This is a genomic window from Paraburkholderia aromaticivorans (assembly GCF_012689525.1).
Taxonomy (GTDB): domain Bacteria; phylum Pseudomonadota; class Gammaproteobacteria; order Burkholderiales; family Burkholderiaceae; genus Paraburkholderia; species Paraburkholderia aromaticivorans_A.
In genome coordinates, this window is sequence record NZ_CP051516.1 from 2326776 (window position 1) to 2351094 (window position 24319).

23 protein-coding genes are annotated in these 24319 nt (G+C 61.8%); 7 read left to right on the forward strand and 16 right to left on the reverse strand.

Going from position 1 to position 24319, the window contains the following annotated elements; translation table 11 throughout:
- Positions 1 to 23: 23 nt before the first annotated feature.
- Positions 24 to 617 carry a hypothetical protein gene (locus tag HF916_RS38575; RefSeq protein WP_240975674.1) on the reverse strand — a complete coding sequence of 198 codons (594 nt, stop codon included), beginning with the start codon at positions 615 to 617 and terminating at the stop codon, positions 24 to 26.
- A 321-nt stretch (positions 618 to 938) separates the two neighbouring features.
- Entirely contained in the window at positions 939 to 1886 is a 948-nt protein-coding gene (locus HF916_RS38580) for a LysR family transcriptional regulator (protein WP_168793983.1), read from the reverse strand.
- A 119-nt stretch (positions 1887 to 2005) separates the two neighbouring features.
- Between HF916_RS38580 and HF916_RS38585 the strand changes: the two genes are divergently transcribed.
- Positions 2006 to 2731, forward strand: a complete 726-nt coding sequence (locus tag HF916_RS38585) for an SDR family oxidoreductase (RefSeq protein WP_168793984.1) — start codon at positions 2006 to 2008, stop codon at positions 2729 to 2731.
- A 35-nt stretch (positions 2732 to 2766) separates the two neighbouring features.
- Here the strand turns inward: HF916_RS38585 and HF916_RS38590 are convergent, their stop codons facing one another.
- From HF916_RS38590 to HF916_RS38615, 6 genes are all read right to left on the reverse strand, one after another.
- Complete coding sequence (locus HF916_RS38590) at positions 2767 to 4401, reverse strand: carboxylesterase/lipase family protein (RefSeq protein WP_168793985.1); 1635 nt, start codon at positions 4399 to 4401, stop codon at positions 2767 to 2769.
- Between the two features lie 158 nt (positions 4402 to 4559).
- Entirely contained in the window at positions 4560 to 5708 is a 1149-nt protein-coding gene (locus HF916_RS38595) for a porin (RefSeq protein ID WP_168793986.1), read from the reverse strand.
- A 69-nt stretch (positions 5709 to 5777) separates the two neighbouring features.
- Positions 5778 to 6707 (reverse strand): VOC family protein, encoded by a 930-nt coding sequence (locus HF916_RS38600; protein WP_168793987.1) that lies wholly within the window; start codon positions 6705 to 6707, stop codon positions 5778 to 5780.
- A gap of 27 nt (positions 6708 to 6734) precedes the next feature.
- Positions 6735 to 7574 carry a fumarylacetoacetate hydrolase family protein gene (locus tag HF916_RS38605; protein WP_168793988.1) on the reverse strand — a complete coding sequence of 280 codons (840 nt, stop codon included), beginning with the start codon at positions 7572 to 7574 and terminating at the stop codon, positions 6735 to 6737.
- Positions 7575 to 7621: 47 nt separating this feature from the next.
- Entirely contained in the window at positions 7622 to 8929 is a 1308-nt protein-coding gene (locus tag HF916_RS38610; protein ID WP_240975675.1) for an MFS transporter, read from the reverse strand.
- 124 nt (positions 8930 to 9053) lie between these two features.
- The gene (locus tag HF916_RS38615; protein ID WP_168793990.1) at positions 9054 to 10757 is read right to left on the reverse strand and encodes an FAD-dependent monooxygenase; all 1704 of its coding nucleotides are present in this window, start codon (positions 10755 to 10757) and stop codon (positions 9054 to 9056) included.
- A 108-nt stretch (positions 10758 to 10865) separates the two neighbouring features.
- Between HF916_RS38615 and HF916_RS38620 the strand changes: the two genes are divergently transcribed.
- Positions 10866 to 11786, forward strand: a complete 921-nt coding sequence (locus HF916_RS38620) for a LysR family transcriptional regulator (protein WP_168793991.1) — start codon at positions 10866 to 10868, stop codon at positions 11784 to 11786.
- A gap of 217 nt (positions 11787 to 12003) precedes the next feature.
- Here the strand turns inward: HF916_RS38620 and dld are convergent, their stop codons facing one another.
- Positions 12004 to 13743 (reverse strand): D-lactate dehydrogenase, encoded by a 1740-nt coding sequence (gene dld / locus HF916_RS38625; protein WP_168793992.1) that lies wholly within the window; start codon positions 13741 to 13743, stop codon positions 12004 to 12006.
- Between the two features lie 149 nt (positions 13744 to 13892).
- Between dld and HF916_RS38630 the strand changes: the two genes are divergently transcribed.
- Entirely contained in the window at positions 13893 to 14792 is a 900-nt protein-coding gene (locus HF916_RS38630) for a LysR family transcriptional regulator (RefSeq protein WP_168793993.1), read from the forward strand.
- Positions 14793 to 14881: 89 nt separating this feature from the next.
- Here HF916_RS38630 and HF916_RS38635 read toward each other — a convergent pair whose 3' ends face one another.
- The 4 genes from HF916_RS38635 to HF916_RS38650 form a co-directional block, all read right to left on the reverse strand.
- On the reverse strand, positions 14882 to 15352 hold the full coding sequence (locus HF916_RS38635) for a universal stress protein (protein WP_168793994.1): 471 nt from the start codon (positions 15350 to 15352) through the stop codon (positions 14882 to 14884).
- A gap of 184 nt (positions 15353 to 15536) precedes the next feature.
- Positions 15537 to 17042 carry a type I glutamate--ammonia ligase gene (gene glnA / locus HF916_RS38640; RefSeq protein ID WP_168793995.1) on the reverse strand — a complete coding sequence of 502 codons (1506 nt, stop codon included), beginning with the start codon at positions 17040 to 17042 and terminating at the stop codon, positions 15537 to 15539.
- An 82-nt stretch (positions 17043 to 17124) separates the two neighbouring features.
- Positions 17125 to 17334, reverse strand: coding sequence for a hypothetical protein (locus HF916_RS38645; RefSeq protein WP_132374516.1), 210 nt, complete (start codon positions 17332 to 17334; stop codon positions 17125 to 17127).
- Between the two features lie 63 nt (positions 17335 to 17397).
- Entirely contained in the window at positions 17398 to 17691 is a 294-nt protein-coding gene (locus tag HF916_RS38650) for a GYD domain-containing protein (protein ID WP_168793996.1), read from the reverse strand.
- 32 nt (positions 17692 to 17723) lie between these two features.
- On the opposite strand from HF916_RS38650, the gene HF916_RS38655 reads away from it, so the two are divergent.
- Positions 17724 to 18653, forward strand: coding sequence for a c-type cytochrome (locus HF916_RS38655; protein ID WP_240975677.1), 930 nt, complete (start codon positions 17724 to 17726; stop codon positions 18651 to 18653).
- A gap of 361 nt (positions 18654 to 19014) precedes the next feature.
- On the opposite strand, the gene HF916_RS38660 is transcribed toward HF916_RS38655, so the two are convergent.
- A complete protein-coding gene (locus HF916_RS38660) occupies positions 19015 to 19590 on the reverse strand; it encodes a septal ring lytic transglycosylase RlpA family protein (RefSeq protein WP_168793997.1) in 576 nt (191 codons plus the stop codon).
- Between the two features lie 280 nt (positions 19591 to 19870).
- Between HF916_RS38660 and HF916_RS38665 the strand changes: the two genes are divergently transcribed.
- Positions 19871 to 20833 carry an AraC family transcriptional regulator gene (locus HF916_RS38665; RefSeq protein WP_168793998.1) on the forward strand — a complete coding sequence of 321 codons (963 nt, stop codon included), beginning with the start codon at positions 19871 to 19873 and terminating at the stop codon, positions 20831 to 20833.
- A gap of 287 nt (positions 20834 to 21120) precedes the next feature.
- Positions 21121 to 21666 (forward strand): carboxymuconolactone decarboxylase family protein, encoded by a 546-nt coding sequence (locus HF916_RS38670; protein WP_168793999.1) that lies wholly within the window; start codon positions 21121 to 21123, stop codon positions 21664 to 21666.
- A gap of 66 nt (positions 21667 to 21732) precedes the next feature.
- On the opposite strand, the gene HF916_RS38675 is transcribed toward HF916_RS38670, so the two are convergent.
- Positions 21733 to 22695, reverse strand: coding sequence for a Tim44 domain-containing protein (locus HF916_RS38675; protein WP_168794000.1), 963 nt, complete (start codon positions 22693 to 22695; stop codon positions 21733 to 21735).
- Between the two features lie 87 nt (positions 22696 to 22782).
- Positions 22783 to 23274, reverse strand: coding sequence for a CBS domain-containing protein (locus HF916_RS38680; protein WP_168794001.1), 492 nt, complete (start codon positions 23272 to 23274; stop codon positions 22783 to 22785).
- A gap of 147 nt (positions 23275 to 23421) precedes the next feature.
- On the opposite strand from HF916_RS38680, the gene nhaR reads away from it, so the two are divergent.
- Positions 23422 to 24318: a transcriptional activator NhaR gene (gene nhaR, locus HF916_RS38685; RefSeq protein ID WP_168794002.1), complete on the forward strand. Its 897-nt coding sequence runs from the start codon at positions 23422 to 23424 to the stop codon at positions 24316 to 24318.
- Position 24319: the final 1 nt, after the last annotated feature.

The following is a 24319-nucleotide window of genomic DNA, read 5'->3' on the forward strand; positions in this document are numbered from 1 at the left end:
CAGACGGACGGTTTCGCATGACTTTATTCCGAACTCAAGCTATCCAGCCAACGCTCGATTGCAGCACCCGAACACTCGCTACTTCTCCAGCCAATATGGCCGTCTGGTCTGACGATCCAGACGTCACCGCCCTTCGCACGGAATGTCGTGGCAAAGTCACCCGCGGCGTCCGTCACTATCGTCATGAGCTCGGACACCGGCACTTCGCAATCCGGAGGTGTGACCAGCACGGCCGATGCGGCGCCGGGTAACGACGCAGTAAGTGCGCGACAACCGTCGACGAACGCGTCGTATTGCTGCCCAGCCGCATCGACATAGCCGATGAGCGTATGTCGTCCCGCGTCGACGTAGTCATGCAACCGCCTTGCATGGCCAACGAAGCGTTGTGCGAGACCTTGCACGTCGGGCAGCCGGTCACCGGGTGCGGGCAGTTCACGATCCGCGTCAGAACATAGGTCAGCGACGATTGGGCTGCCACGATAGGTGATCAGCAACTGGGTCTCGCGCATCGCCGGATTGGCGGCCTGGCGCGTGAGGACGGCATTGAGTGCCGCGCTCGTCGACTTGACGACATCGACGCCAACGGGATGTCGTTCTGTCAGATAGCTACCGAGCAACGCAGGACCCGCCAGCCCCTTCGCGACATAGGCCAGTTTCCACGCGAGGGCAGCAAGCCGACTGGGCCGGCGCCAACGATAAGTACGTCCACGTCTTCCATGTTTTGCTCCTGACAGGTTACGTGTTCAACTGTTACGGAAACCTATGGATCGAAGCGCTTCGAGTTCGCATAACAGTGTATGAATGTGACGTTTGATTCAGAACGAGAATATTCGTGGCGCGCTCCAATTAAAGCGCAGGCAGACATGATCGAATAGATTGCATAGAACTAAGCTGAGTTGGCCATCCTCAGATGTGAGCAGCGTTTGCCATGGCATTCATCACTGACTGCCGCGTCTTTTCCCCTTCTCTTCGAACGCCTGCGCAAACACGTCAGCCAGCCACGCGAGCCCCGGATCCTGGTCGCGCGCCGCGGACCACATCAGCGAGACCTCGTAGCCCGGCACATCGAATGGCAGCGGACTCATCGCCAGGTCCAGCGCGTCGCGCCAGACGCGGCCAATGAAGTCCGGCACCGTGGCAATCGCAGGCGTGCGCCGGACGATGAACGGACTCGTGGCGAAATTCGCGCTGGAGAACACCACATCGCGCTTAAGTCCCTCCAATGCCAGCCGCTCGTCGATAAAGCCGAGCAGGCCGGCGCTGAACGAGGTCAGCACGTGCCGATGTTGTAGGAATTCTTCCATCGTCAGACGTTTTCGGCGGGTTTTGACGAGGCGCGGATTGTAGACGCTCACAAAGCGCCATTGAAATAGCGGCCGGCGCCGCTGCCACTGCGCGCATTCGGGGAACACGCCGACCGCGAGTTCGATTTCCCCCTCGTCGAGCATCGCCGCCGCACGCGTCGAATCGGTGGGGCGTGCGATCAGCTTCACGCCGGGAGCCGTGGCGGTCAGGCGATCCATGATTTCCGGTGTCATCAGGACCTCCAGCGAATCGCTCAAGCCGATGCGAAACACGCGTTGCGCGCTCGCCGGATCGAACACGGGTGGCTGCGTCAGCACCTGGTGCAGCGATTGAAGAAATGGCTCGATCTGCCGCGCCAGTTCGAGCGCACGCGAGGTAGGCACGATGCCGCGCGAGGTGCGCACGAACAGCTCGTCGCCGAACGCCTCGCGCAAGCGTTTGAGCGCTCCGCTTACCGCCGGCTGGCCGAGAAAGAGCCGCTGTGCGGCGCGCGTGACGCTACGCTCCTCGAACAGCGCGCGAAACGTCAGCAGCAGGTTCAGGTCGAAATGCCTGAAATCATTTTCAATGATGTTGGTCATCGCCATGAACGATTTGAATGATAGTCGACCGACATGCATTCTATCGCCATGGAGCGCGCCGCAAAGTGCAATGTGATGTCGAGTCGGCCCGCTCTCCTTTCATCCACAGGAGCAGCGATATGGACTGGCAAAATCAGAAAGTCGTGGTGCTGGGCGGTTCGTCGGGCGTCGGCCTGGCGACGGTGTCACGTTTGGCGGCGGCCGGCGCGAACGTCGTGGCGGTCGGTCGTGACCAAGGCAAACTTGACAAGGCACTCGCCGGCATCGAGGGACGTGGGGATGTCGTCGGCGAAGTACTCGACTGCAACGACCGCGCCGCGCTTGACCGTTTCTTCGCTCGCGTGGGTTCCATCGATCACCTGGTGCTGACGCTCTCCGGCGGCGAAGGCGGCGGCCGGTTTAGCGAACTCGATCTGACTGCACTGCGTCGCGGCTTCGAGGCCAAGCTCTGGCCGCAACTCGAAGCGGCGCAGGCCGGCCTGCCGGCCCTCCGCAGCGACGGCAGCTTGACATTCGTGACCGCCATTTCCGCGCGCATCGCCAATCCCGGCACGGCTGGCCTGGGTGCGATCAACGGCGCGCTGGAAAGCATGATCGGCACGCTCGCGCGTGAGCTGGCTCCACGGCGCGTGAACGCCGTTTCGCCAGGCGTGATCGATACCGCGTGGTGGGACAAATTCCCCGTCGGCGTCAAGACGGACCTGTTCCGCCAGCAAGCCGAAACCCTGCCGGTGGGACGCGTCGGACACGCAAAAGACGTTGCGCACGCGCTCCAGTTTTTGATGGAGAACACCTTCATGACCGGCGCCGTCATCGAATGCGACGGAGGCTTGCGGCTGCTTTAACGATCGTTATCCGCCGTCGTACTTTCTCAAGGCCATTACAGCGGCGGCTGGCTGACGGCGATCAGACCATTGACCCGGAACCTGTCCAGGAACTGGAACCGCTGCGTGCCCTCCTCCGGTCCGGCCTGAATCACGTTGCCGAGCCGCATTGTCTGGCTGCCGGCGCCCGCGTATTGCGGCCACTGCGGCAAACCCGTTCCATTGGGATTCGCCGAGCGCGCGAAGTTGGTCCAGTACGACTGGATCGTGTCGGACACAGCCAGGTCCTGTGCGCTGGCGGTGACCGTACCCTTCGCCGGCAGATTGCCGAACACATAGGGCACGTCGGTGGCATGCGTGGCCACGGGGTTATACGCCGACGTCTGCTCGAAGTGATAGACGAACACCGGCGAATGCCCCGTCTTCTGTTGCTGCGTGACCCAGCCCCAGGTCTGGTACTTGATCACCTGGTCGCCGATCAACGACTGGGCCGACTGCGTCGCCTGAGCCACCGAGTTCGCTGGATAGGCTTGCAGAAAAGCCGCCAGGTTCGCCGCGCCGAATTCGGCTGTCGCCGCGTCCGTATAGGCCTGAACCGTCGAATGCGGCAGTGCGCGGTTGAAGAATGCGAGGCCTTCGTCGGAATTCCAGCCGGCGAGCAGCGGCACATCGTTCTGGCGTCCGTTGAGAAAACGGACATAGGGATTCTCCGGCAGCACGTAGCCGTCCACGATCGGCGAGAAATTGGTGACGCCAGGATCGGTCGCGAAGGTCCAGTTGGTTGCCGTCTCGAGTTGCTGCGCCGGCACGGCTCTCATCTGATCCAGCGTGGTGGCGTTCAACTGCGTGCCGAGCGCCGTGCCCATTGCCTGCGCATCGGCATACGGTTTCATTTCGCCGTGCTCGCTTTCCCAGAACGCGCCGCTTTCGCCGATTGCCTTCTGGAACAGACCGGTCGCCAGAGGCGACGCCATCAGCAGGCCGATTGCATGAGCACCAGCCGATTCGCCGAACACCGTCACATTGGCGGGGTCGCCGCCGAACGCCGCGATATTCTCCTTCACCCATTGGAGGGCGGCGATCTGATCCTCGATACCGTACATGCCTGACTTGTGCCCGTTCGATTCCGCATCCAGATCCGGCCTCGAAAGATGTCCGAATACTCCGAGGCGATAATTGATCGTCACCAGCAGCACCCCCTTTTTGGCCAGCGACGTGCCGTCCAGCGCAACGTCCGACGCCGTGCCAAACTGAAAACCACCACCGTGGATGTACACCATCACCGGCAGCTTGGCGCCACGGGTTTTCGCGCCGCTCCACACGTTCAGGAACAGACAGTCTTCGCTCACGCCGTCGCTACTGACCGGGCCGCCGAATGCCGCTGCGGCCCAGCATTTCGCCCCGAAGGTGGTGGCATCGCGCGTGCCGCTCCATTTCGAGGCCGCCTGCGGCTCCTTCCACCGAAGGTTGCCCACCGGCGCGGCGGCATAAGGAATTCCCTTGAAGCTGACGATGCCCGATGCGTCCGCGGGATTTCCCGTCAGATTGCCCGAGGCGATCGTCACGTGATTGTCGAGCGGCGTGGCGGATCGATCGGGTGTCACGCTGTTACCGTTGCACGCCGACAATGTCAGCGCAACGAGCGAAAGTGCGACACCGCGGCAAACTGCTTTCTCTGTTAACCCGTGCATTTTTCCGTCTCCTGGATCAAGTTGTTTTAGATGCCCGTGCCACGCCAGGCGACGCGCATTCGCCGCCGGCCTCGTCGGAATGAAAAGCGTGGAAGGGCCCGGACTCCGCTCGCGATCACGCTCGATGCGCGATCGACGCAACGGACTGCGGTGTGTGCTTAGAACGCGTGCTTGATGCCGGCCATGACGCCGAGTTGCCCGACGCCGGCGGCCGGCGTCGTGCCCGCTCCGCCCTGGCTCAGCGTGTAGCGCGCCCTGGCGCTGTTGAACAGGTAACCGCTTTGCAGATAGACGTTGGTTCGCTTCGACAGCACATACGTGCCGCGCAGTGCCGCCAGCGTGGCGCGCGTGTCCTGCTGTTTGTCGAGCGTGCGATAGACGCCGCCGTCAAGCACCACATAGGGCGTCACGAAGTACGTCCCGGTCAGATAGAAAGTGTTCGTGCGGACGTCGGCCACCGCGGGCGATTGAGTATCGACGAAGCGGCCCAGCCAGCCGCCGCCGATCTTCAGTTGCCCGGCCTTGAAGTAGCCGTTGAGCTGCATACGGGTGTCCTTGTCGCCGCTGCTGGTCAGCGCAATCGGCGCCGCGCCGTTGAAGATGTTCGCAGCCGCGCCCGGGCCGCCGCGCTGTTCGTCGTAAGACGCGGCCAGGCCGAACGCGCTGGCGTCATAGCGAAGCAGCGCGGACCATTGGCGGCAGGCCTGCGAGTTGCCGGGAATCGATCCCGCACACGTGCCCTGACCGGGCGAGTTGCCGGTGCCGGCCGAATCGCGGCCGAACGAATACGTCGCGCCGGCGGTGATGCCGCCATAAGTACCCTTGTAAGCGATTGTGTTGTCGCTGCGCGCGTTCGGCATATAGGCGTCGATGGAACCGACGCCGCCGTAGATATCCGGGCCGAGGGCGTCCGCGTCGGTGATCGCCCAGTACGACATCGTGTATTGGCGGCCGAAGGTGAGCGCGCCGTACTGGTTCGAGAGCCCGACCCACGCCTGCCGTCCAAACAGGCGGCCGCCCTGGTTCACATCGCCTGAGCGTGTATTAAAGCCATCTTCGAGGGTAAAGATCGCGGCCAGACCACCACCTAAATCTTCCTTGCCGCGAATGCCCCAGCGCGACGGCATCGAACCGGTGATACCCGGCATGCGAATCACTTTGTCGCCGGCGGCGTCCGCGTGCGTCACCAGTTCGATGCCGGTGTCGATGATCCCGTAGAGCGTGACGCTGCTCTGCGCGAAGACGGGGCCGCTCGCCACCAGCGCGGCAGTTGAAGCGCTCACCGCTGCAATCGTTTTGTAGTTCATGTCTCCAAATCCTTGTCTGTTTTTAATTTTATGAACCGTTCGTTGTTGGTCAGATAAGCCGACGCATCGTCATGCTTCCGTGTTGTGAACGAAGTACTCGGGCACGTCCGGGCCCCACTGATAGAGCGAGTCCTCAGGAGCGAAATTGCCTGCCGGCCATGGGGTTCCCGCCGAGACGAAATCGATGTCGGCGGAATACTCGGAGAACGAGCCCCACGGGTCGCGCACGTAGTGGAAATAGTTCGAGCCAAGTACGTGCCGGCCCGTGCCCCAGCCGGCCTTGAAGCCTGCCGCCGCCATCTGCGTGGCGCCGTTGCCGACTTCGTCGATGCTCGCGACGTCCCATGCCACGTGATGCCAGCCTTTCGCCGAACTCTTTGCAAATGCGACAAGATGGTGGTCGCTGCCGTACGCCGCGTGCGTGAACGCGATGATGTCGTCGGACCGGTCCGACAGCCGCAGGCCCAGCGCTCTTTCGTAAAACGCCACCGCGCGCAGGACGTCCGGTGTGAAGAGCAGCACATGCGACATGCGCCGCGGCCGCACCGCTTTCACCTCGGAACGCACGCGCGAACCGCGGCAATCCGCGGCCGCGCTGAACGGCACAAGCGCTGCTTTGGCGTCGGGCGTGGTCTTGGGACCGACTCGCACCTGAACGAGGTTGCCGTCCGGATCGCTGAACCAGATACCTTCCGAACGGGTCGCATCGTCGGGTGAAATGATCGCGGCGCCGGTTGCGCTCACCCGTCGTGCGATCGCGGGCAGATCGCCCTCGAAGCAGTTGAAGCTCAGCCACGCGAGCGACTTTCTATCGGACGACAGAATGCGGGCCCAGCGATGCCCGTCCGCCGCGCGAACATCGAGCGCTCCGCCTGCGTGCATGACGTCGAGACCGAATGCCGTGAAGAAGTGCTCGGCCTCCGGTAATGACGGCACGTTCAGCGCGAAGTGATCGATCGAATGCACGCCGGCAGGCGGTGAATCAGGAAAGGTGGACATGTTTTCTCCCGAACGGCGTACGGTGGATCAGGCAGCCTCGTCGACGATTTCGTTGCGCAATGTGCCGATGCCTTCCACCGACACTTCGCACACGTCGCCAGCCCGCATCAGCAGCTTGGGATTGCGGGCCCAGCCCACACCGGACGGCGTGCCGGACACGATCACGTCACCCGCTTCCAGCGTGACCGCTTCGCTCAACAGAGCAATCAGCGTCTCGACGTCGAACACCATGTCGTCCGTGCTCGCGGACTGCACGACCTCGCCGTTCAGACGCGTTTCGAGGCGCAGGCCTTTCACGCCCGGCGGCAATTCGTCGGCCGTCACGAAGTCCGGCCCGAATGCGCCGGTGCCGTCGAAGTTCTTGCCCATCGTCCATTGCGGCGTTTTGAACTGATACTCGCGCACCGACGCGTCGTTGAACAGCGCGTACCCGGCCACGTGCGACAGCGCGTCTTCCTTGCGGATATGGCGGCCGCCCTTGCCGAGCACCACGGCGATCTCGCCTTCGTAGTCGAGGCTGTCCGACACGCGCGGGCGGATGATCGGCGCGTTGTGCGCAACGAGACTCGTGTTCAGGCGCAGGAACATGGTCGGGTAATCGGGCTGCTCGAAGTTGCTTTCCTTCGAGTGGTCCCGGAAGTTCAGACCGACGCACAGAATCTTCGTCGGCCGGCGCAATGGCGGCAGAAACTTCAGGCCCTCTTCGGCTTCGAGGCGGCCGCCCTCCTGTTCAGCCGCCCAGGTCTTCAGGTCGACGCCCCGTGCGAGCAGTTCTTCCAGCGTGACTTCGTCGAGCGTCCGGATCGCGCCGCCTTCGCGCACGCCGAGAAACGCCTTGCCGTTCTTTTCAAAACTCACGTACCGCATGTCCTTCTCCTTCCTGAAAAATTGCGACGTCTGGCGCCGCAGTGAAATCAAATCCGTGATGTGTCGCGACCGCGATAGACCCAGCCGTTCGCGAGCATCGCGATGCCAGCGATCACGACAGGCGCGGCAAACGCGACGAATGCGACACCGGCGCTGTGAAACGCGACCAGCAGCACGCCGCCCGTCATCGAGCCGATGATTGAACCGATGCGGCCCACGCCCAGCGCCCAGCTCACGCCGGTGGCTCGCGCGGCCGTCGTATAGAACCCCGCGACGAGCACGTTCGCGCCGGTCTGCGCGCCGGAAAGGCCGAGACCTGCCATGAAGACGGTGACGTACACCCACGTGGGTTCGTTGATCGAGAAACCGATTAGCGCAATGGAGACCGCCGCGACAGCGTAAGAACCGGCAAGCACGAAGAACGGATTCATCCGGTCCATCAGGCGTGCATTGATCAGCGATCCAATGGTTCCGCCGAGCGGCAACATCGCACCGACGCGGGCGGCGTGTGAGGGTTCGATACCCGCGCCGGTGATGACCGTCGGCAGCCAGCTGCTGACCTGGTAGTAGACCCACAGCGTGCAGAAGAACGCGAGCCACAGCAGCAGCGTGCCGGTGCGATAACGCTGGCTGAAGAGCGTGCCGACCGCGGTTTCGTGACGCGCGTTGGCATTCGCGTCTTCGGGGATCACCTGCTCGATCGGCGTGTCCGCATCACCCGTCAGCCTCTGGAGCACGTGACGGCTTTCCCGCTGATAGCGCGGCTTGCCGGCCATGAAGCGCAGCGATTCCGGCATCCAGATCCAGACGATCGGCGTCAGCAAAATTGGGAACAGGCCGCCGAAAATAAAGACGCCCTGCCATCCGAAGCTTGGGATCAACAGCGCGGCCACCGCGCCGCCGAATGCCAGCCCGAGCGTGAAGCCGCAAAACATCAGCGTGACCATCAACGCGCGGCTGCGCGCGGGGCTGAATTCCGACGACAAGGTGATCGCATTCGGCATCGCGCCGCCGAGTCCGGCGCCGGTCGCGAAGCGCAGCACGATGAGCCACATCGGCGAAGGCGCATAGGCGCACGCGAAGCTGCCGATCCCGAACAGCACGAGCGAGATCGCGATCACGCGCTTGCGGCCGATGCGATCGGCGAGCGGCCCGAACAGAAAGCTGCCCACCGTCAGACCGAACAGACCCGCGCCGAAGATCGGACCGAGTTGCGCCGGGCTGAGCGACCACGCCTGCTTGAGCAAGGGCGCAACGTAACCGACCGATGCGACGTCGAAGCCGTCCGCGGCGACTACCAGAAAGCAGAGGACCAGCGTGAGAATCTGTAGCGGCGATGTCTTTCTATCGTCCATGACACTGTGAGGCGTAATTGCTTGCGCGTGCATTGCCTGTCTCCGAAGGATGGGTTCGCTTGGATGCGAAACTATTTCCGTTTTAGTTTTTCAGAGATCCGCCTGGATCCCGAGGTCGTTCAACTCATAGCGCGACGGCCGTCGAAGGACACGGCGCGGCGTCCCGTGCCGGCACGTGGCCAATCGCCCTGCGCACCGCGGCGTCGAACGTGTCGTTCAACGCATTGCCGCGCCATGCAACGTGCTGGTCCGGCCGGATCAACACGAAATCGGCCTTGTAGAGATCCGCGACCGCGGCTTCGCTGATAGGGACGATCGCCAGTTGCGCAAGGGTGGACGCCGCGCGCTGCAGCGCTTCGTCATGCGAAGCGTCGATGCCTGTCGGCGCCGTGCAAAGCAGCGTGAAACCGCTGCCCAATCGGTCATACAGAGAACGTCCGTCAGCGAGCCACGCGTGTGGCACGCGATGGCCCGCTCGTGCGCACGGCACGTACAGATTGGCGGTATCCGGCGAACTGGCGCCCGTTTCGGTTTCAATGAGCGGCGACGTTTCGTAGCGAGTGCCGAGATGCACGCCGGGAATGACGAATTCGGCGGCGGCATGAAACTTCAGATAGTCGCCGACCGCTTCGCGCGCGGCATCACCGCGCGAACCATCGTCGAAGGCCTCGGCCGGCATCTGGAGATGGCCGATGCTGTCCGCGAAGCCGCGTGCAAACGCCGTGTTTCTCAACGCCGCTGGCCGGCGCTCGGCGTCGTAGCTCGCACCGAGTTCGGCGCCCGCGAAGCCCTTCACCATCGCCTCGAGTTTCCATGCAAGATTCGCGGCGTCGTCGATACCGGTGTTGTAGCCAAGTCCGCCCGTCGGCGTGAAAAGATGCGCGGCGTCGCCCGCGAGGAACACGCGCCCCACGGCGAATGTCCCGGCGACTAGCGTGAAGCCCGCCGTCCACTTCGAACTGCTTTTCAGCTCGAACGGAATATCGGCGCCAATCGCCTCGGCAATTCGGCGTCGGACGCTGTCGTCGTCGGGCAATTCATCGTCGCGCATCTGCACGTTCATGATGAAATGGCCCTTGCCGTCGACCGCGATGATCAGCGCGCGCTGTCTTTCACTGAAAGTCCAGTACTGCCATGCCGGCGCATGCGGGCTGACTTTGTAGATGTCGGGCGCGTAGAAATACACGGCGTCCATCTGGCCGCCCATGAATTCCCGCTTTTCGCCCGACACGCCTTCATAGCGCACGCCCAGCGATTTGCGCACGAAGCTGCGCGGACCGTCGCAGCCGATCAGATAGCGCGCCGTGACCTTGCGCGTTTCGGCATCACGTTCAGGTGTGGCGGCGAGTTCGACAAGCGCCGTCACCGAATCGTCGTCTTGTGAGAATTCGATTACGCGGGCATCGAAATGCACGCGGCACGCGGAGTTATTGCGCGCGGCTTCGAGCAGAACCGGCTCGACGTAAAGTTGCGAACAGCGATGCGGTGGCTCAGGCGTGGCCCAGGTGAAGGAATGCGCTTTCGCCCATTCGACCGCGTCCCGGGAAGCCGGTTGACGAAGACGTGCGAGTTCATGACCCGCGATCGAAGTGAAGTACGCGACATCCGGTGCGTAGTCCGGCGGCAAGCCCATCGCGCGAATCGTCGCCGATATGCCGATGCGGCGGAAGTGCTCCATCGTGCGCGCGCTGTTCGCGTTGGCAGCGGGATGCGTGCTCGTTCCGGATTTCGTGTCGAACACTTCAGTGCTGATCCCTCGCTGACCGAGTTCAGCCGCGAGAAACAATCCAACCGGGCCGCCGCCCACGATGATTACGTCGCAATCCACCACTTCTGTCTCCTGAGTCGCTTTTTCTACCGTGGTTGCAAAGTTAATCGCTGGGCGTGTATAAATCTATACAATGAGTTTCATACCCATAATGAATCTGGTGCATACATGGAATCGCCCGATCTCAACTTTCTGTACGTCATCCAGGCACTTGGCGAAGAACGGAGCGTGTCCCGGGCGGCGGATCGCCTGGGTCTGACGCAGCCCGCGGTCAGCCATGCACTAGGTAAGCTGCGCACGCTGTTTCAGGACGATCTGTTCGTGCGCGCCGGCCCTGTGATGGCACCCACGCCGGTAGGCGAGCGTCTGATCGAAGGCGTCGCGCATGTGCTGAGCGTGGTCCAACAGGAGATCTGGAGCGCCAAGGCGTTCGACGCGGCCACTACCACGCGGACGTTTTCCGTCTGCCTGAGCGACATGGGTGTGATCGTGATATTGCCGCGGCTACTGGCAGCGTTGCGTGAACGCGCGCCGCTCGCGTCGCTCAAGCCGATCCAGTTGCCGTCGCTGGAACTGGCCAGCGCGCTGCAGGATGGCGCGCTCGATCTCGCCATCGGCTATCTCGGCAAAATGGGCGACAACCTGCATCAGCAGCCGCTGTTTCGCCGCTCGCTGGTCGGCATCATCAAGGGAGGCCCGACGCGCAAGAAAGTCCGAATGACGCTCGCGCAATTCGTCGAGAAAAAGCATGTGGTGGCCGGCACGCTGGCGCTCACCAACCAGTTGCTCGAGAAGGAATTGCGGCAACGCGGCGCGCGCCTGAAGGTCGGCGTGGACGTGCCGTATCTGCTAGCGGTGCCAAGTCTGGTTGCCACATCCGACTTCATCGCGGCAGTCCCCGACGAACTCGCCGACCTGTTTGCGCGACTCGCGGATGTCGATGTGTTTCCGCTGCCCGTCGATCTGCCCGATCTGACGGTTCAGCAGTTCTGGCATGCGCGTCACCACAACGACGCCGGACACCGGTGGTTCAGGGGACTCGTGGCGCAGACGTTGAGGCAGGATGGGAAAGGTCCCGTATCCCGCTGACGCTCGCTGTACGGCGTTTATTCATGGCTGAACTACGCGTCGGAGCACTTCGATCAATAAACTCATCAGCGGGTCCGGTTGCGCTCGCGCCGCGTCCGCGACTTCCGTGTAGGCCGGGTCGATATAGACATCGGTTCAGCCGATATGAACGACGCCAATCCGCATCCCGGCGGAATTCAGCTGAAGAGCGCGGGCACTTCGCAGTGACGGTGTTCAGCTAAACCGCCGCTTCCCGATAGTTCCTGAACTTCGACGTCTGGCCGATCCCCGGGTTAAAGCAGTTGCACGGATCGAGCTGCTGATAGAACGCCGCAAGCTGCGGCTTCGCGTGGTAAAGATGGCCGACGTTATGTTCCGCCGGATATTCGGCGCCGCGGCGGTCCAGCAGTGTCCACATCTTATGTTCGACCTCGAGGCAGTCGTGGCCCTTCTTAACGATGTAATCCTGGTGGAACACGTGGCACAGGAAGTGGCCGTAGTACAACTTGATGGCAATCGTTTCCTCGATGTCGGGCGGCAGCGTCTCGATCCAGTCGCGATCGTTGCGGCGCAGTGCGATGTCGAGTGCGACGATGTTTTCCACCTCGCGCGTGTGCACGGCACGATAGCGAACCGCGGCACCGGCGGCAGCGAAGCGATGCAGGAACGCTTTTCTGCCCTCTTCATCGGTGCATTCGAAATAAGCACCCGTGGCGTTCGCCAAGTACCCGGAGAGGAACGCACGGGTTTCGTCGACGCTTTCGGCTGCGACCTTCAGCATCAGGTGATGCTCGTACTTGTCGCGATACTGTTTCATTCGCACTGGCAAATGGCTCGGGAACAGGCGGCTCGCGGCCTGCATGACGCGATCGGTGAAATGCGAAGGGAGAAAACCGAAGCGATCGAACAGTGCATCGAAACGGCTCTTTAGTCCGAACAGCGCGGGCAGGCGCGACGTGCCAAGATAGTTGATCGCCAGAAAGGTATCCTTGCCGTACTCTTCGGCAACGTCGAAAGCGTCCCGATGGAGATATTCGCCCGAGATCGGCAAGACTTTGAAGTCGTGCAGCGCATGGCGGCGGATTTCGGTGAGCTCATCGGGTTGGTTCGTGCCGATATAGAACACTTTGGCGTTCTGTTCGATCGGGAACGTGTCGAGCCTCACTGCAAACACCATCAGCTTGCCAGCCGAGCCTGATGCTTCATAGAGGCGCTGCGGGTCGGCGTTGAAGCGCGCCGGCGTATCGGCATCGACCTCACGCACATGGTTCGCGTAGCCGTGGTCCGAGCCGGCGCCCGCGTTGTGCTGGACATCGGAATCCGAGAACTCACCGCGTTCGAGGCGGTCAAGCATATCCTCTGGCGTCTCGCCGAGCCGGATCCCGAGATGGTTGACGAACTGCAGCTTGCCCGTTTCATCGACCTGCGCAAATGCCGCCATTTCCGTGTACGCCGGGCCGCGCTGCACCAGCGCACCGCCCGAGTTGTTGCAGACACCGCCAAACACCGACGCGCCGATGCAACTCGAGCCAATCACCGAATGCGGTTCCCGGCCAAGGGGCTTCAGCGTTCTTTCCAACTGGTCGAGTGTTGCGCCGGGCAGGCAGACGACCTGCTTGCCACCGTCGATCACAAACACCTTCTTCATGCGGCTCGTGCTGACGATCACGATGTCGCGATCGTAGTCGTCGCCGTCGGGCGTCGAGCCGCCCGTGAGGCCCGTGTTCGATGCCTGCGTGATCACGATCGCGTTCGCCGCGACGCATGCCTGCAGCACTTTCCATTGCTCGACGATCGTACCGGGGCGCACTACCGCAAGCGCTTTGCCCGCGCCAAAGCGAAAGCCGGTCCGGAAGCGGCGGGTCGCGGCGTCATCGGTCAGCGTCTGTTTCCTGCTGACGATGCTGCGTAGCGCCGCGATCAACGTGTGGGCCACGTGGGGGCGGGCGGCGACTAATGGTGTGTGCGCTGCTGACATCGGCTTTTCCTCGTGAGGTGTTGATGCGCGCCGACTTTGTCCAGCGTTGTCGGCTGCGACCTTTGCGCGCATCGGATTGACACGAAGGTTAAAATCAGTCCTGTCATTAGTCCAATATCTTGAAGCCGCTATTTGGAGACGAAAAACATATGGAATTTCGCCAGCTGCGTTACTTCCTTGCCGTCGCCGAACACCTGCATTTCACCGACGCCGCGGCTCACCTGGGCATCGCCCAGCCGCCTTTGAGCCAGCAGATCCTGAAGCTCGAGCGGGAAATCGGCACCCCGCTGTTCCTCCGTCATCCACGCCGCGTCGAATTGACTGAGGCGGGCCGACTCTTTCGCGAACGCGCGCAACGTATCGTGGAAGACGCGCAGCAGGCATTGGTCGAGGTGCAGAACGCGGGACGCGGAGAGACCGGGCGGCTCTCGCTCGGCTTCGCGGGTTCGACGGTGTTTCATCCAGCGGTCGCGATGACGATGCAGCGCTATCGGCATGCGTATGAGCGCGTGTCGATCAGTTGCGAGGAGAGCAATAGTTCGCTGCTGCTGGATAAAGTCGCCGAGCGGCAACTCGATGCCGCTCTGGTGCGCATGCCGTTGAACTGCCGGGATCTGATTGTCGAACCATTGGCCGACGAAGACATGTTGGCGGTGTTGCCGGCGAACCATCGCTTGAACCGGCGACGGCGCATCGATCTGGCGGACCTTGCGGACGATCCGTTCATCCTGTTTCCGCGTCCCATCGGCCCGGATCTGTACGACTCGATCATCGGCGCCTGCCGCGAAGCCGGCTTCGCGCCTTCGATCGGCATGGAGTCGCCGCGGATCTCGTCGGCGGCGAATCTCGTGGCGGCCGGGTTCGGCGTCGCGGTGGTTCCCGCCTCGATCCGGCAGATCCAGGTCGAAAGCGTGTCGTATCACGGACTGCGGGGCAATCCGCTGTCGACGGGTATCGCGTTGATCCATCGGCAGCGCGAAAAGTCGCCGACCGTACTGAACTTTGTCAGGATTTTGCGGCAGCAACGAGTCGCCGCCCGCAAGGGGTGAGAGTCGATGCAGGATCCTCTCTATGAGGATCCCGATTCAAGTCGCTCGCGCACTCCCGAGCCAGCGTCCCCGCTCATCCGCCAACCTGGCTAGCGCGTCGGATGCACGCCGCCTGGCGCCGACTGCCGCACGACTAGAACCGGGATTGAACTATGCGTCAGGACCTTCTGGGTCTCGCTGCCGAGCAAAAACGCCCGCATGCCGCTTCGACCGTGCGACGCCATGACAATGAGATCACAGTTCTGTTGCGTTGCAACGTTGATAATCGCCTCATAAGGATGAGCGCGACTTTCAGAAACCGTATTGCACTCCACACCGGCCTGCGCGGCCGCTTTTTTGATGACGCCGAGGTAGTCCTCCGCACGCTGGCGCGCGGACTGAATGATTCGATCCTCGTTGTCGGCGATCATCTCCGTGCCATACGCGAGGACATGAAACTCCGGAATGACATGGAGACCCGTGACTTTGGCTCCGCTTTCCACGGCGAGCGTTACCGTCATCTGAATGGCGGCCTCGGAAAGCGTCGAGCCGTCGGTCGGCACCAGCAGATGCTTGAACATATGTTTCTCCCCCGCGACCTGGCTTGGCTCGCGTTGAAATCCTGCCCGGCGCCTCTACCACCTGAACCCGGTGAACCTGAATCAGAGGCGGCCTCTTTGAGTATAGTCACCCTCGCCTTGCAGGCACTGCGTATCGTCAAAACGGAACCTGCCCGCCGCGTCATGACCGGTTCGAATGTTCAGTTTAAACATCGAAATACAGGTAAAACTCCCACGGATGCGGACGCAATTTGATCGGTTCGATCTCGCGTTTGCGCTTGTAGTCGATCCAGGTTTGCAGCACGTCGTCGGTGAAAACATCGCCTTTGCGCAGAAACGCGCTGTCGTTCTCCAGCGCCGCGAGCGCCGCATCGAGCGAGCCCGGAACCTGCCGTATGTTGCGAGATTCTTCGGGCGACAGGTCGTAGATGTTGCGGTCGAGCGGATCGCCCGGATCGGTCCTGTTCTCAATACCGTCGAGACCGGCCATCAGCATCGCCGCGAACGCAAGGTACGCATTCGCCGACGGGTCCGGGCAGCGGAATTCGACGCGCCGCGCGTTCGGCGAATCGGAATACATCGGGATGCGCGCCGCTGCCGAACGGTTGCGCTGCGACATCGCGAGATTGACGGGCGCCTCGTACCCTGGGACCAGACGCTTGTATGAATTGGTGGTCGGCGCGCAAAAAGCCATCAGCGCGGGCGCGTGTTGCAACAAGCCGCCGATGTACCAGCGGCACATGTCGGAAGTCAGCGCCCAGCCGTTTGCGTCGTAGAAGAGATTCTCGTCGTCTTTCCACAGGCTCTGGTGACAATGCATGCCGCTCGCGTTGTCCGCAAACAGCGGCTTCGGCATAAAAGTTGCCACTTTCCCATGACGGCGCGCGACGTTCTTGCAAACGTACTTGTAGATCATCACGTTGTCGGCCATGCGCGTGAGCGTGGCAAAGCGCATGTCGATTTCGTTCTGGCCGGCGGTTGCTACTTCATGGTGGTGCACTTCAATCTGTACACCGGCCTGCTGCAGCGTCAACGCGATCTCCGAGCGGATTTCCTGCAGCGTGTCGTGAGGCGGCACCGGGAAATAGCCCTCCTTGTAGCGCTGTTTGTAGCCGAGATTGCCGCCGCCATACGCGCCCTCGTCACGACCGGTATTCCAGTCGCCCTCGGACGACTCGACATAGTAGAAGCCGCAGTGCTGGTCCTGACCGAAGCGGATCGAGTCGAAGATGAAGAACTCGAGCTCGGGCCCGACATAGCAAGTGCTCGCAATACCGGTTTGGCGCAGATAGTTTTCCGCCTTTTTCGCCACATAGCGCGGATCGCGTGAATACGGCTGCTGCAAAATCGGGTCGATGACGTCGCAGATGATCGACAGAGTCGGCGTGTCGCAAACCGGATCGACAAAAGCGGTCGCCGGATCGGGTCTGAGCAGCATGTCCGATTCGTGAATCTCCTGAAAGCCGCGGATCGACGAGCCGTCAAAGCCGATGCCGGCGTCGAACAGGTCCGGATGCACTTCGGGCAGCGTGATCGAAAAGTGCTGCCAGAGCCCGGGCAAGTCGGTGAACTTCAGATCGACGATCTGAATATTTTTTTGCCGCACCAGTTCGATCACATCGTTCGCGCTTGCGGGTCGAGCGACGTGGAAGCGGCCTGCTTCGACAGACACCGTGAAAGGCGATGCCGGAGCTTGTGGCGTGGTGGACATTGGCTTCCTCCTCTCCCGGCCCTCTGCCTCTGGTCCAACTTTAGTCTGTCCGCGAGCGAAAACAAGGCGCCCGCCCGCCTCGCTACCGGTCTTCCGTCAGCCCCTTCAGATAGGCTTCGCCGGCATCCTGAGCCGCGGCGCGCATGGCGAACGTGTCGTCCGAAACCATCGACCGTTTGACCTTTTGTGCCCCGAAGTCGACCAGCGTAATCACCCAGACAAACTCGCCGGCCTGCTCGGCCGTTTGAACGAATGCGCGTACGTCTTCGCTGTCGTTTGCTTTTGCGTTCATTGTGATCTCCTGAGAAAGGGTCGCGGAAAGAGAACGGCTCACGTGCCGTGATGACTGCCTGTTTTATGGAAGTTTGCCGATAATCGCGCTGCATTCGTCCTTCGTGAACGCGCGGAGCGTTTGCGTGCGGACATTGCCTGCCGATCCCAGCGCGTAGCCGAATGCCGCGAAGCTTTGTTCATCCGGTGCGTCGATGACCGTGACGATGTCGTATTTGCCCACCGTCCAGTAGATCTCTTTCATTTCACAGCCAAAGGTCTTGGCCAACTCCGCCGCCTGACCGGCCCGCTGCGGACTGTTTTTGATGTTGCGTATGCCCTGATCGGTGAATTGTGCAAGAACCACATAGGTTGCCATGACGATTCTCCTTACGATTAGTACGAATCGCGTTGTCTACGCGCAAGCTCGACCGCGAACGCGACTGCGATCGTGTTGCCCGAAAGCGTTCTGCGCGTAACCTGATTCTATGCAATGGAATTGCGTGCCACTGGCTGTTTGGCTTGATGGGCAGTGCGGCGGCAGGCAGGTCCGTGCTCGCGTCAGATAACAAATCCGTAATTCTTTCGACGCTCGCTGGTCAGAATCATTCCCGCAGAATCGCCTCACAGCGTCGTTCACCAGACGCTTGTTCGCAGGCTATCGGGAAGACCACGATGATCAGTTCACGTTCTATCAACATGCTGCGCGACGGCTTGCGTTCACTTTCGATTGTGGCGCTCGTCGGCTTCGCAGGCACCTGCGATGCACAGTCCGCAGTGAATGCGCAACCTACCGCCGCGGGGGCGACGGCGCCGTCCATCGCGACGTGTGTCGCGTGCCACGGCGCACTGGGCGCCGGCACCGTAACCGGTGGGCCGCGGCTTGCCGGCAAGGATGCGGATTATCTCGCGCATGCACTGTCGATGTTCAAGGCGGGCACCCGCGCAAGCGCTGTCATGCAGACGGTCGCGCTCAATCTTTCCGATAGCGAAATACGCGAACTCGCAAACTTCTTTTCCAGCCAAGACCCGCCGGTTGCCGAAGGTGCGCCGCCACAGCAGAGTCTGATGATCGCCGGAAAGCAGCTTGCCGAGATGGGTGCTGGATCGAACGTGCCCGCCTGTTTCAGCTGTCACGGGGCCGGTGGCAAAGGCAACGGCGCGCGCTTTCCGGGCATCGCGGGTGAACCGGCCGCGTTTGTCGTTGCCCGGTTACACGAATTCCAGGCACGCGCGAAGGGTAAGCCGCCGACGCCGGGAACGATGACAGCCGTCGCGGCGACATTGAATGATGCGCAGATCGAAGAGGCCGCGGCTTACCTGTCGGTGACCAGGCCTTGAAGATCGACAACCGGTTTATAGCGTTGGCGAACGCCAACACCCCGTTTCTTTTGTGTCGAGTACGTATGCGTTCTACTGAGTGGAGTCACATCGCGGCCATATCGGGTCTGGTCATGATGCTCGCCGGCTGCGCCGCGACCAGTGGCGATTTAAATGTGAGTGCAGCGCGGACCCCGCAGCTACCTGAATCGTATCCCTGCCAGAGCGTGCATGTTAAGGCGATGAGCTGCCCGTCAGGATGAGGTGGCACCCATCGTGCGCGCTATCTCCCGTCAGTTAGTCGACGCGGACAAACATCCGCTCAGGAAGCCTTCTCACGAGTCGAACGACGAGAAGCGTCTGTTGTCGTTGTGCCGCCCATTCAATGCAAGGAATGACTATCCTGCACATCGACCGACGACCTGCCGCGCTGGGTTTCCTGTACACCTGCGCCCGGCTTCACAGTACCGTCGGCTTGCGGAACTTCCACCGGCTTGATTTCGACGGGGGCGACGCCGTCTTTTTTTAACCCGAGCTTATCCGCAGTCTTGGGTGACAGGTCGACGATTCGACCTTTGACATAGGGGCCGCGGTCCCTGATTTCGACCACCTCGCTGTTACCGTTTTTCAGATTCGTGACCCGGGCCGTGGTGCCAAGCGGTAGCGTCTTGCTCGCGGCGGCATTGGATTGCGGATTCATCGGCGTACCGTCGGCCATTTCTTTTTTATAAAACTCCCGGCCATAGTACGAGGCCTTGCCCTTGCGCGACTTGCCGGAGCGATCGAGATGGCGGGGTTGAGTTGTCTGCGCACCCGCCTCGCTGGCATTGGCGGATACCGGCTCTTGCGCCGAAAGCGCCGTGCTCAGGAAGCACGACGAAACCACAAACAGAAGCGTTCGAAGCGTGGATCGTGGGCCGGATAGCCGATTCTCCGTAGTGTGAAGATTGTTTTCCATTTGCCATTCCTTTTCAGCTTGTCAAGGCAGCGGGCACTTCGTTCAACGAGCGATACGTAAATTACCGATGTATTCGGGATGCTAAATAAGCCTCCGATGCCAGGTTGAGGGATGCCTGTCTGGTTAGGTCCCACGTCCGTCCGTTCGCTACGCGAGCCGCTCGGCGAGGCCAGGCGCGGCTTCATCGCCCGCGACGTGCGATTGCGCTCAACGGAAACCTGCGACAATCATCGTCCACGCTCAAACATCTGTTGTTTGCCTCACTTCCCGCGGATGACCCATGCCTGTTTCACAAGCAATTTCGTCGCCACGTCTATCGCCCGGCAATCTGAACGAGCTGATCACGCTGCTCGACATTCAGGTACTCGGGCTTTCCGAGTGCCTGGTCAGCCAGGGATTCATGCTGGAACTGGATGGCCACGACGCACCCGGCATCCACTACATCCTGGCGGGCGAAGGGCGGCTGCACATCGCAGGCGCCGAGACCGTGCCGCTCAAGCCTCACACGCTGCTGATCGTGCCGCCGCGTCATTCAATGAAGCTCGAGGTACCGGCAAACCAGGCAGGTATCGCGCCGACCGTCGTGCCCGGGCGCGAGCACAAACAGGTCGTCGATTCGATCAACCGTTTCCGCGCGGGGAACGCCGAACCGATGACCGTCATGATCTGCGGCTATTTCAAGGCGTCCTTCGGCGCGTCGATCAATCTGTTCGGCGCCCTGTCGACGCCGATCGTCGAGCAGTTCGAAGCTTCCGACCGGCTCGATGTCTATCTGCGCACGGCGTTCGATGAACTCGTCGCGCAGGAGATCGGCGCCGGCGCGATGTCGGGCGCGCTGCTCAAGCAGGTGATCGTCGCGCTCGTGCGGCGGTCGTTGAAATCCAACGCGCTCTGGATGGAACGATTCGCGCTGCTCGGCGATCCGCAAATCGCACGGGCCTTCGCCGACATGGTGGGCCGCCCCGGCGCGCCGCACACCGTCGCCAGTCTCGCCGAAGCGGCGATCCTCAGCCGTTCGGCGTTCATGGCGCGCTTTTCCGCCGCGCTCGGCCAGTCGCCGATGCAGGTGCTGCGCGACATCCGCATGCGCCAGGCGGCCGCCCAATTGCGCGCCGGCGACCTGTCGCTGGATCAGGTGGCGCGCCACGCCGGTTATGCGAGCCGCGGCGCGTTCGCGCGCGCGTTTCGCGAGGTGTTCGATACGGGTCCCGCCGAATACCGTCAGGGATCCGCCAAGGGCTGATCGTCAGACCTTCCTGCATCGTCTGCCGGACGCTGCGCTCCAGACTCGCATGCTCTTGCGCCCTGACCGGGGCCTCGCACCGGCACGTCAACGCCGATGCAAGGCACCGGTTTCGTTTTTTTAAGCTATCCATGCCCACGCGTGCAGTTGCGGACTTTTGCGTCTGTTCTCAGGATTTTTCGTTCGACCTGCACGCCTAAAATTTTCATCAATGCAGCCGAGAACGCATGCCGATATTCCGATGCAGACGCACCCTTCTCTCGATCATCAGAAACAGGAACACGACCATGACCCGCATCGCCCTTCCCGCCAACGACGCTCTTCCGGCCGCTTCGCAGCCGGTCATCGATGCAATGACGAAGCAACTGAAGATGACGCCCAACCTCTTTCGCATCATGGCGCTAAGCCCCAATGCGCTGAACGGTTGGGCCGGCCTGCAAGGCGCGCTGACGAAGACGCTCGATGCGAAACTGCGCGACGGCATCGCGCTCGCCGTTTCCCAGGTCAATGGCTGCCAGTACTGTCTGTCGGCGCATAGCTACGTTGCGAGCAACATGGCTCATATCGACGACGATGAGATTCGCCTGAACCGGCTCGGCAAATCGCATACGCCCAAAATCGCCGCGGGCGTAGCGTTCGCGAAGACGCTGATGGAAACGCGCGGCAAGGTCACGGAGAGCGATCTGCACGCCGTGCGCGAAGCCGGTTTCAGCGATGCCAACATCGTCGAAATCATCGCGCTCGCCGCGCAATTCATGCTGACGAATTTCGTCAACAACGTCTTCGATACCGAGATCGATTTCCCGGTCGTCGAAACCGAAGTTGCCCAATGACAGACTGACGGAGCAGCCCAAAAAAAAGCCGGCGCTTCTTCGCGCCGGCCTCAACCCGTGCTGCTATCAGTCGATCTGCTGAATGCCGGCCAGTCGCCACGCCTGGTCACCCTGCGCCTGCTTGACCAGGTTCCAGATTTCCTGGAACGGCTGCGCGGTCTGTGCACTGTCTTCCCGGATCTGACCGTAAAAGCGAACGCTGACCAGCGCTTCATCCGCATTGCTTTCGGTGCTGAGCACCTCGGCATCGAGTTGTGGCACCTCCGTACGGCTCGGCTCGCGGCCCCGCGCTTCCAGATCCTGCTTGAGACGCGCGAACATCTCCGGCGTCGTCAACTCGAACAGGTCACCCTGCTCGTTCCGGTCCCATGCACCCTGGAGACGCATGAACATCCCTTTCGCCGATACGAGAAACGCCGCCTGATCTGGTCCGAGCGAAAGCTCAGGCGCCTTCACGGTGTCCGCTGCTCCGGCCGAACCCATCGCGGCGCGCGGCCAGCCCCGAAAATTCGTTTCAGGCCGCGATTGCCCCATCTGATTCAGAAATGGCGAGCCGCCTGTTTGCGGCCGGTTCGCGGCGCCGTCTCCATAAGCGAGATTCGGACGACGCCGATTGGCGATAAAGCGGAACAGCATGACGCCCGCGAGAATCACCAGGCCGATCAGCAACGCATTGGACATCAATTGCGCGAGTCCCTCGCCAAGGCCAAACGATGACAGCAACGCCGCAATGCCAAGGCCGGCGGCGAGCCCGGCGAGTGGGCCCATCCACCGATTACCCGCCGCGGCTGCCGGCGCCTGTGCGGCCTGCTGCGCCGGTTGAGCTTGCTGGCTGCGCTGTGCTGGCCCGGACGGCGACGCCGTTTGCGACTGACGGCCGATGCTTTGGCTCCCGCCCACGCGCTTCGCTTCGGCATCGTTCGACGCCACGGCGCCGAGAGCAAGTAGCCCCGCCAGACCGAGCGCCGCCGTCCCGCGCGTCACCGCGCCGGCAGCACGTCGAAGTTGATTGATGATCTGCGTGTACATAAAAAGCCTCTTTGGTAAGTCAGGGGACTGCCCGCTTCGCGCGCTCGTCCTGGTCGCGCCGAATACTTTACGAACAGTAATATTTTTTCAGGTGGCAAAACCGGCTGGTGAGTGCGTTTGAAAGCCGCGATGGCCGACCTGAACACTGTTGCCGTGAATGTAGTGCTCCAACTGCCGGATCGTGTCTTCCTGCTCGGCAATCAGGTTCTTGATCAGGTCGCCGATCGACACCATGCCGATCACCTGCCCTTCCGTAATGACAGGCAGATAGCGGATCCGGTACTCCGTCATGAGCGCCATGCATTCCTCCGTGGTCTGCTCCGGGCTGACATAGCGCACGGTCGTCGACATGATGTCGCGCACCGGCGTAATCCTTGATGAGCGGTGCATCAGCACGATCTTGCGCGCGTAGTCGCGCTCCGTGACGATACCGGCCACTCGCCCGTCATGGACGACGATCAGCGCGCCCACCCGCCGGTGAGCCATGATCGCGACCGCGTCGTAAACCGAAGCGGATGCCTGAGTCGACCATACTGTCTGGGACGATTTTGAACGCAGGAATTGTGCAACCGATGCCATCTGCCACCTCCGTCAGCTTCCGTTAGCCGCCCCGCATGAACCTTGGGCGAGACCTCAATCTACCTGAACGTGAAGTAACGTAAAATGCGTATTTTCTATGCTGACACTTCGAGAAAACCGTAGTATTGCGTAATCTATGGAGAGATCGTGAACTTCAAGCATCTGCATTACTTCTGGGTCGCGGCGCACGCGGGCGGTATCGTTCGGGCGGGCGAGCAGTTGCATATCTCGCCGCAAACGCTCAGCGGCCAGATCAAGCTGCTCGAAGAAGCGCTGGATAAGAAGCTGTTCAGGAAAAGCGGGCGCACGCTCGAACTGACCGACGCGGGCCGCCTGGCGCTCGATTACGCCGACGAAATATTTTCGCTAGGCTCGGAGCTCGAAAGCGCCGTGCGGCGCGAGAACGAAGCTGGCCCGCAAACGCGGTTTCGTGTCGGTATCGCGGATTCGGTGCCGAAGGCGATCGCGTACCGGCTGCTGGAACCCGCACTGAGCGCGTCCGTATCGCTGCGCATGATCTGCCACGAGGGCAAGCTGCATGCGCTGCTCGCGGAACTGGCCCTGCATCGCCTCGACCTGATCATCGCGGATGCCCCCATTCCCGCCGACGTCAACATCAAGGCGTTCAATCACCGGCTCGGCCGTTCGACGCTCAGTTGCTTCGGCGCGGAAGCGCTGATCCAGAGCGGCAAGAAGCGTTTCCCGTTGTCGCTCGGTCAGTTACCGGTGCTGCTGCCGGGTACGGAATCGGCGGTGCGCCGCAAGCTGGATCACTGGCTGGCGTCCCATGCCATTTCGCCGCGCATCGTCGGCGAGTTCGACGACGGCGCGATGACCATGGCGTTCGCCCGTGAAGGCCGCGGCTTGCTGTTCGCGCCCACCGTGCTGGAAAGCCAGTTACAGGCCGAGCACAAACTCACGACGGTCGGCCAGATCAATTCCATCGTCGAGGAATTCTTTGCGATCTCGATCGAGCGCCGGATCAGCCATCCGGCTGTCGCGATGATTCTGGACGCGGCGCGTAGCGAGCTGTTCAACGTCTAGC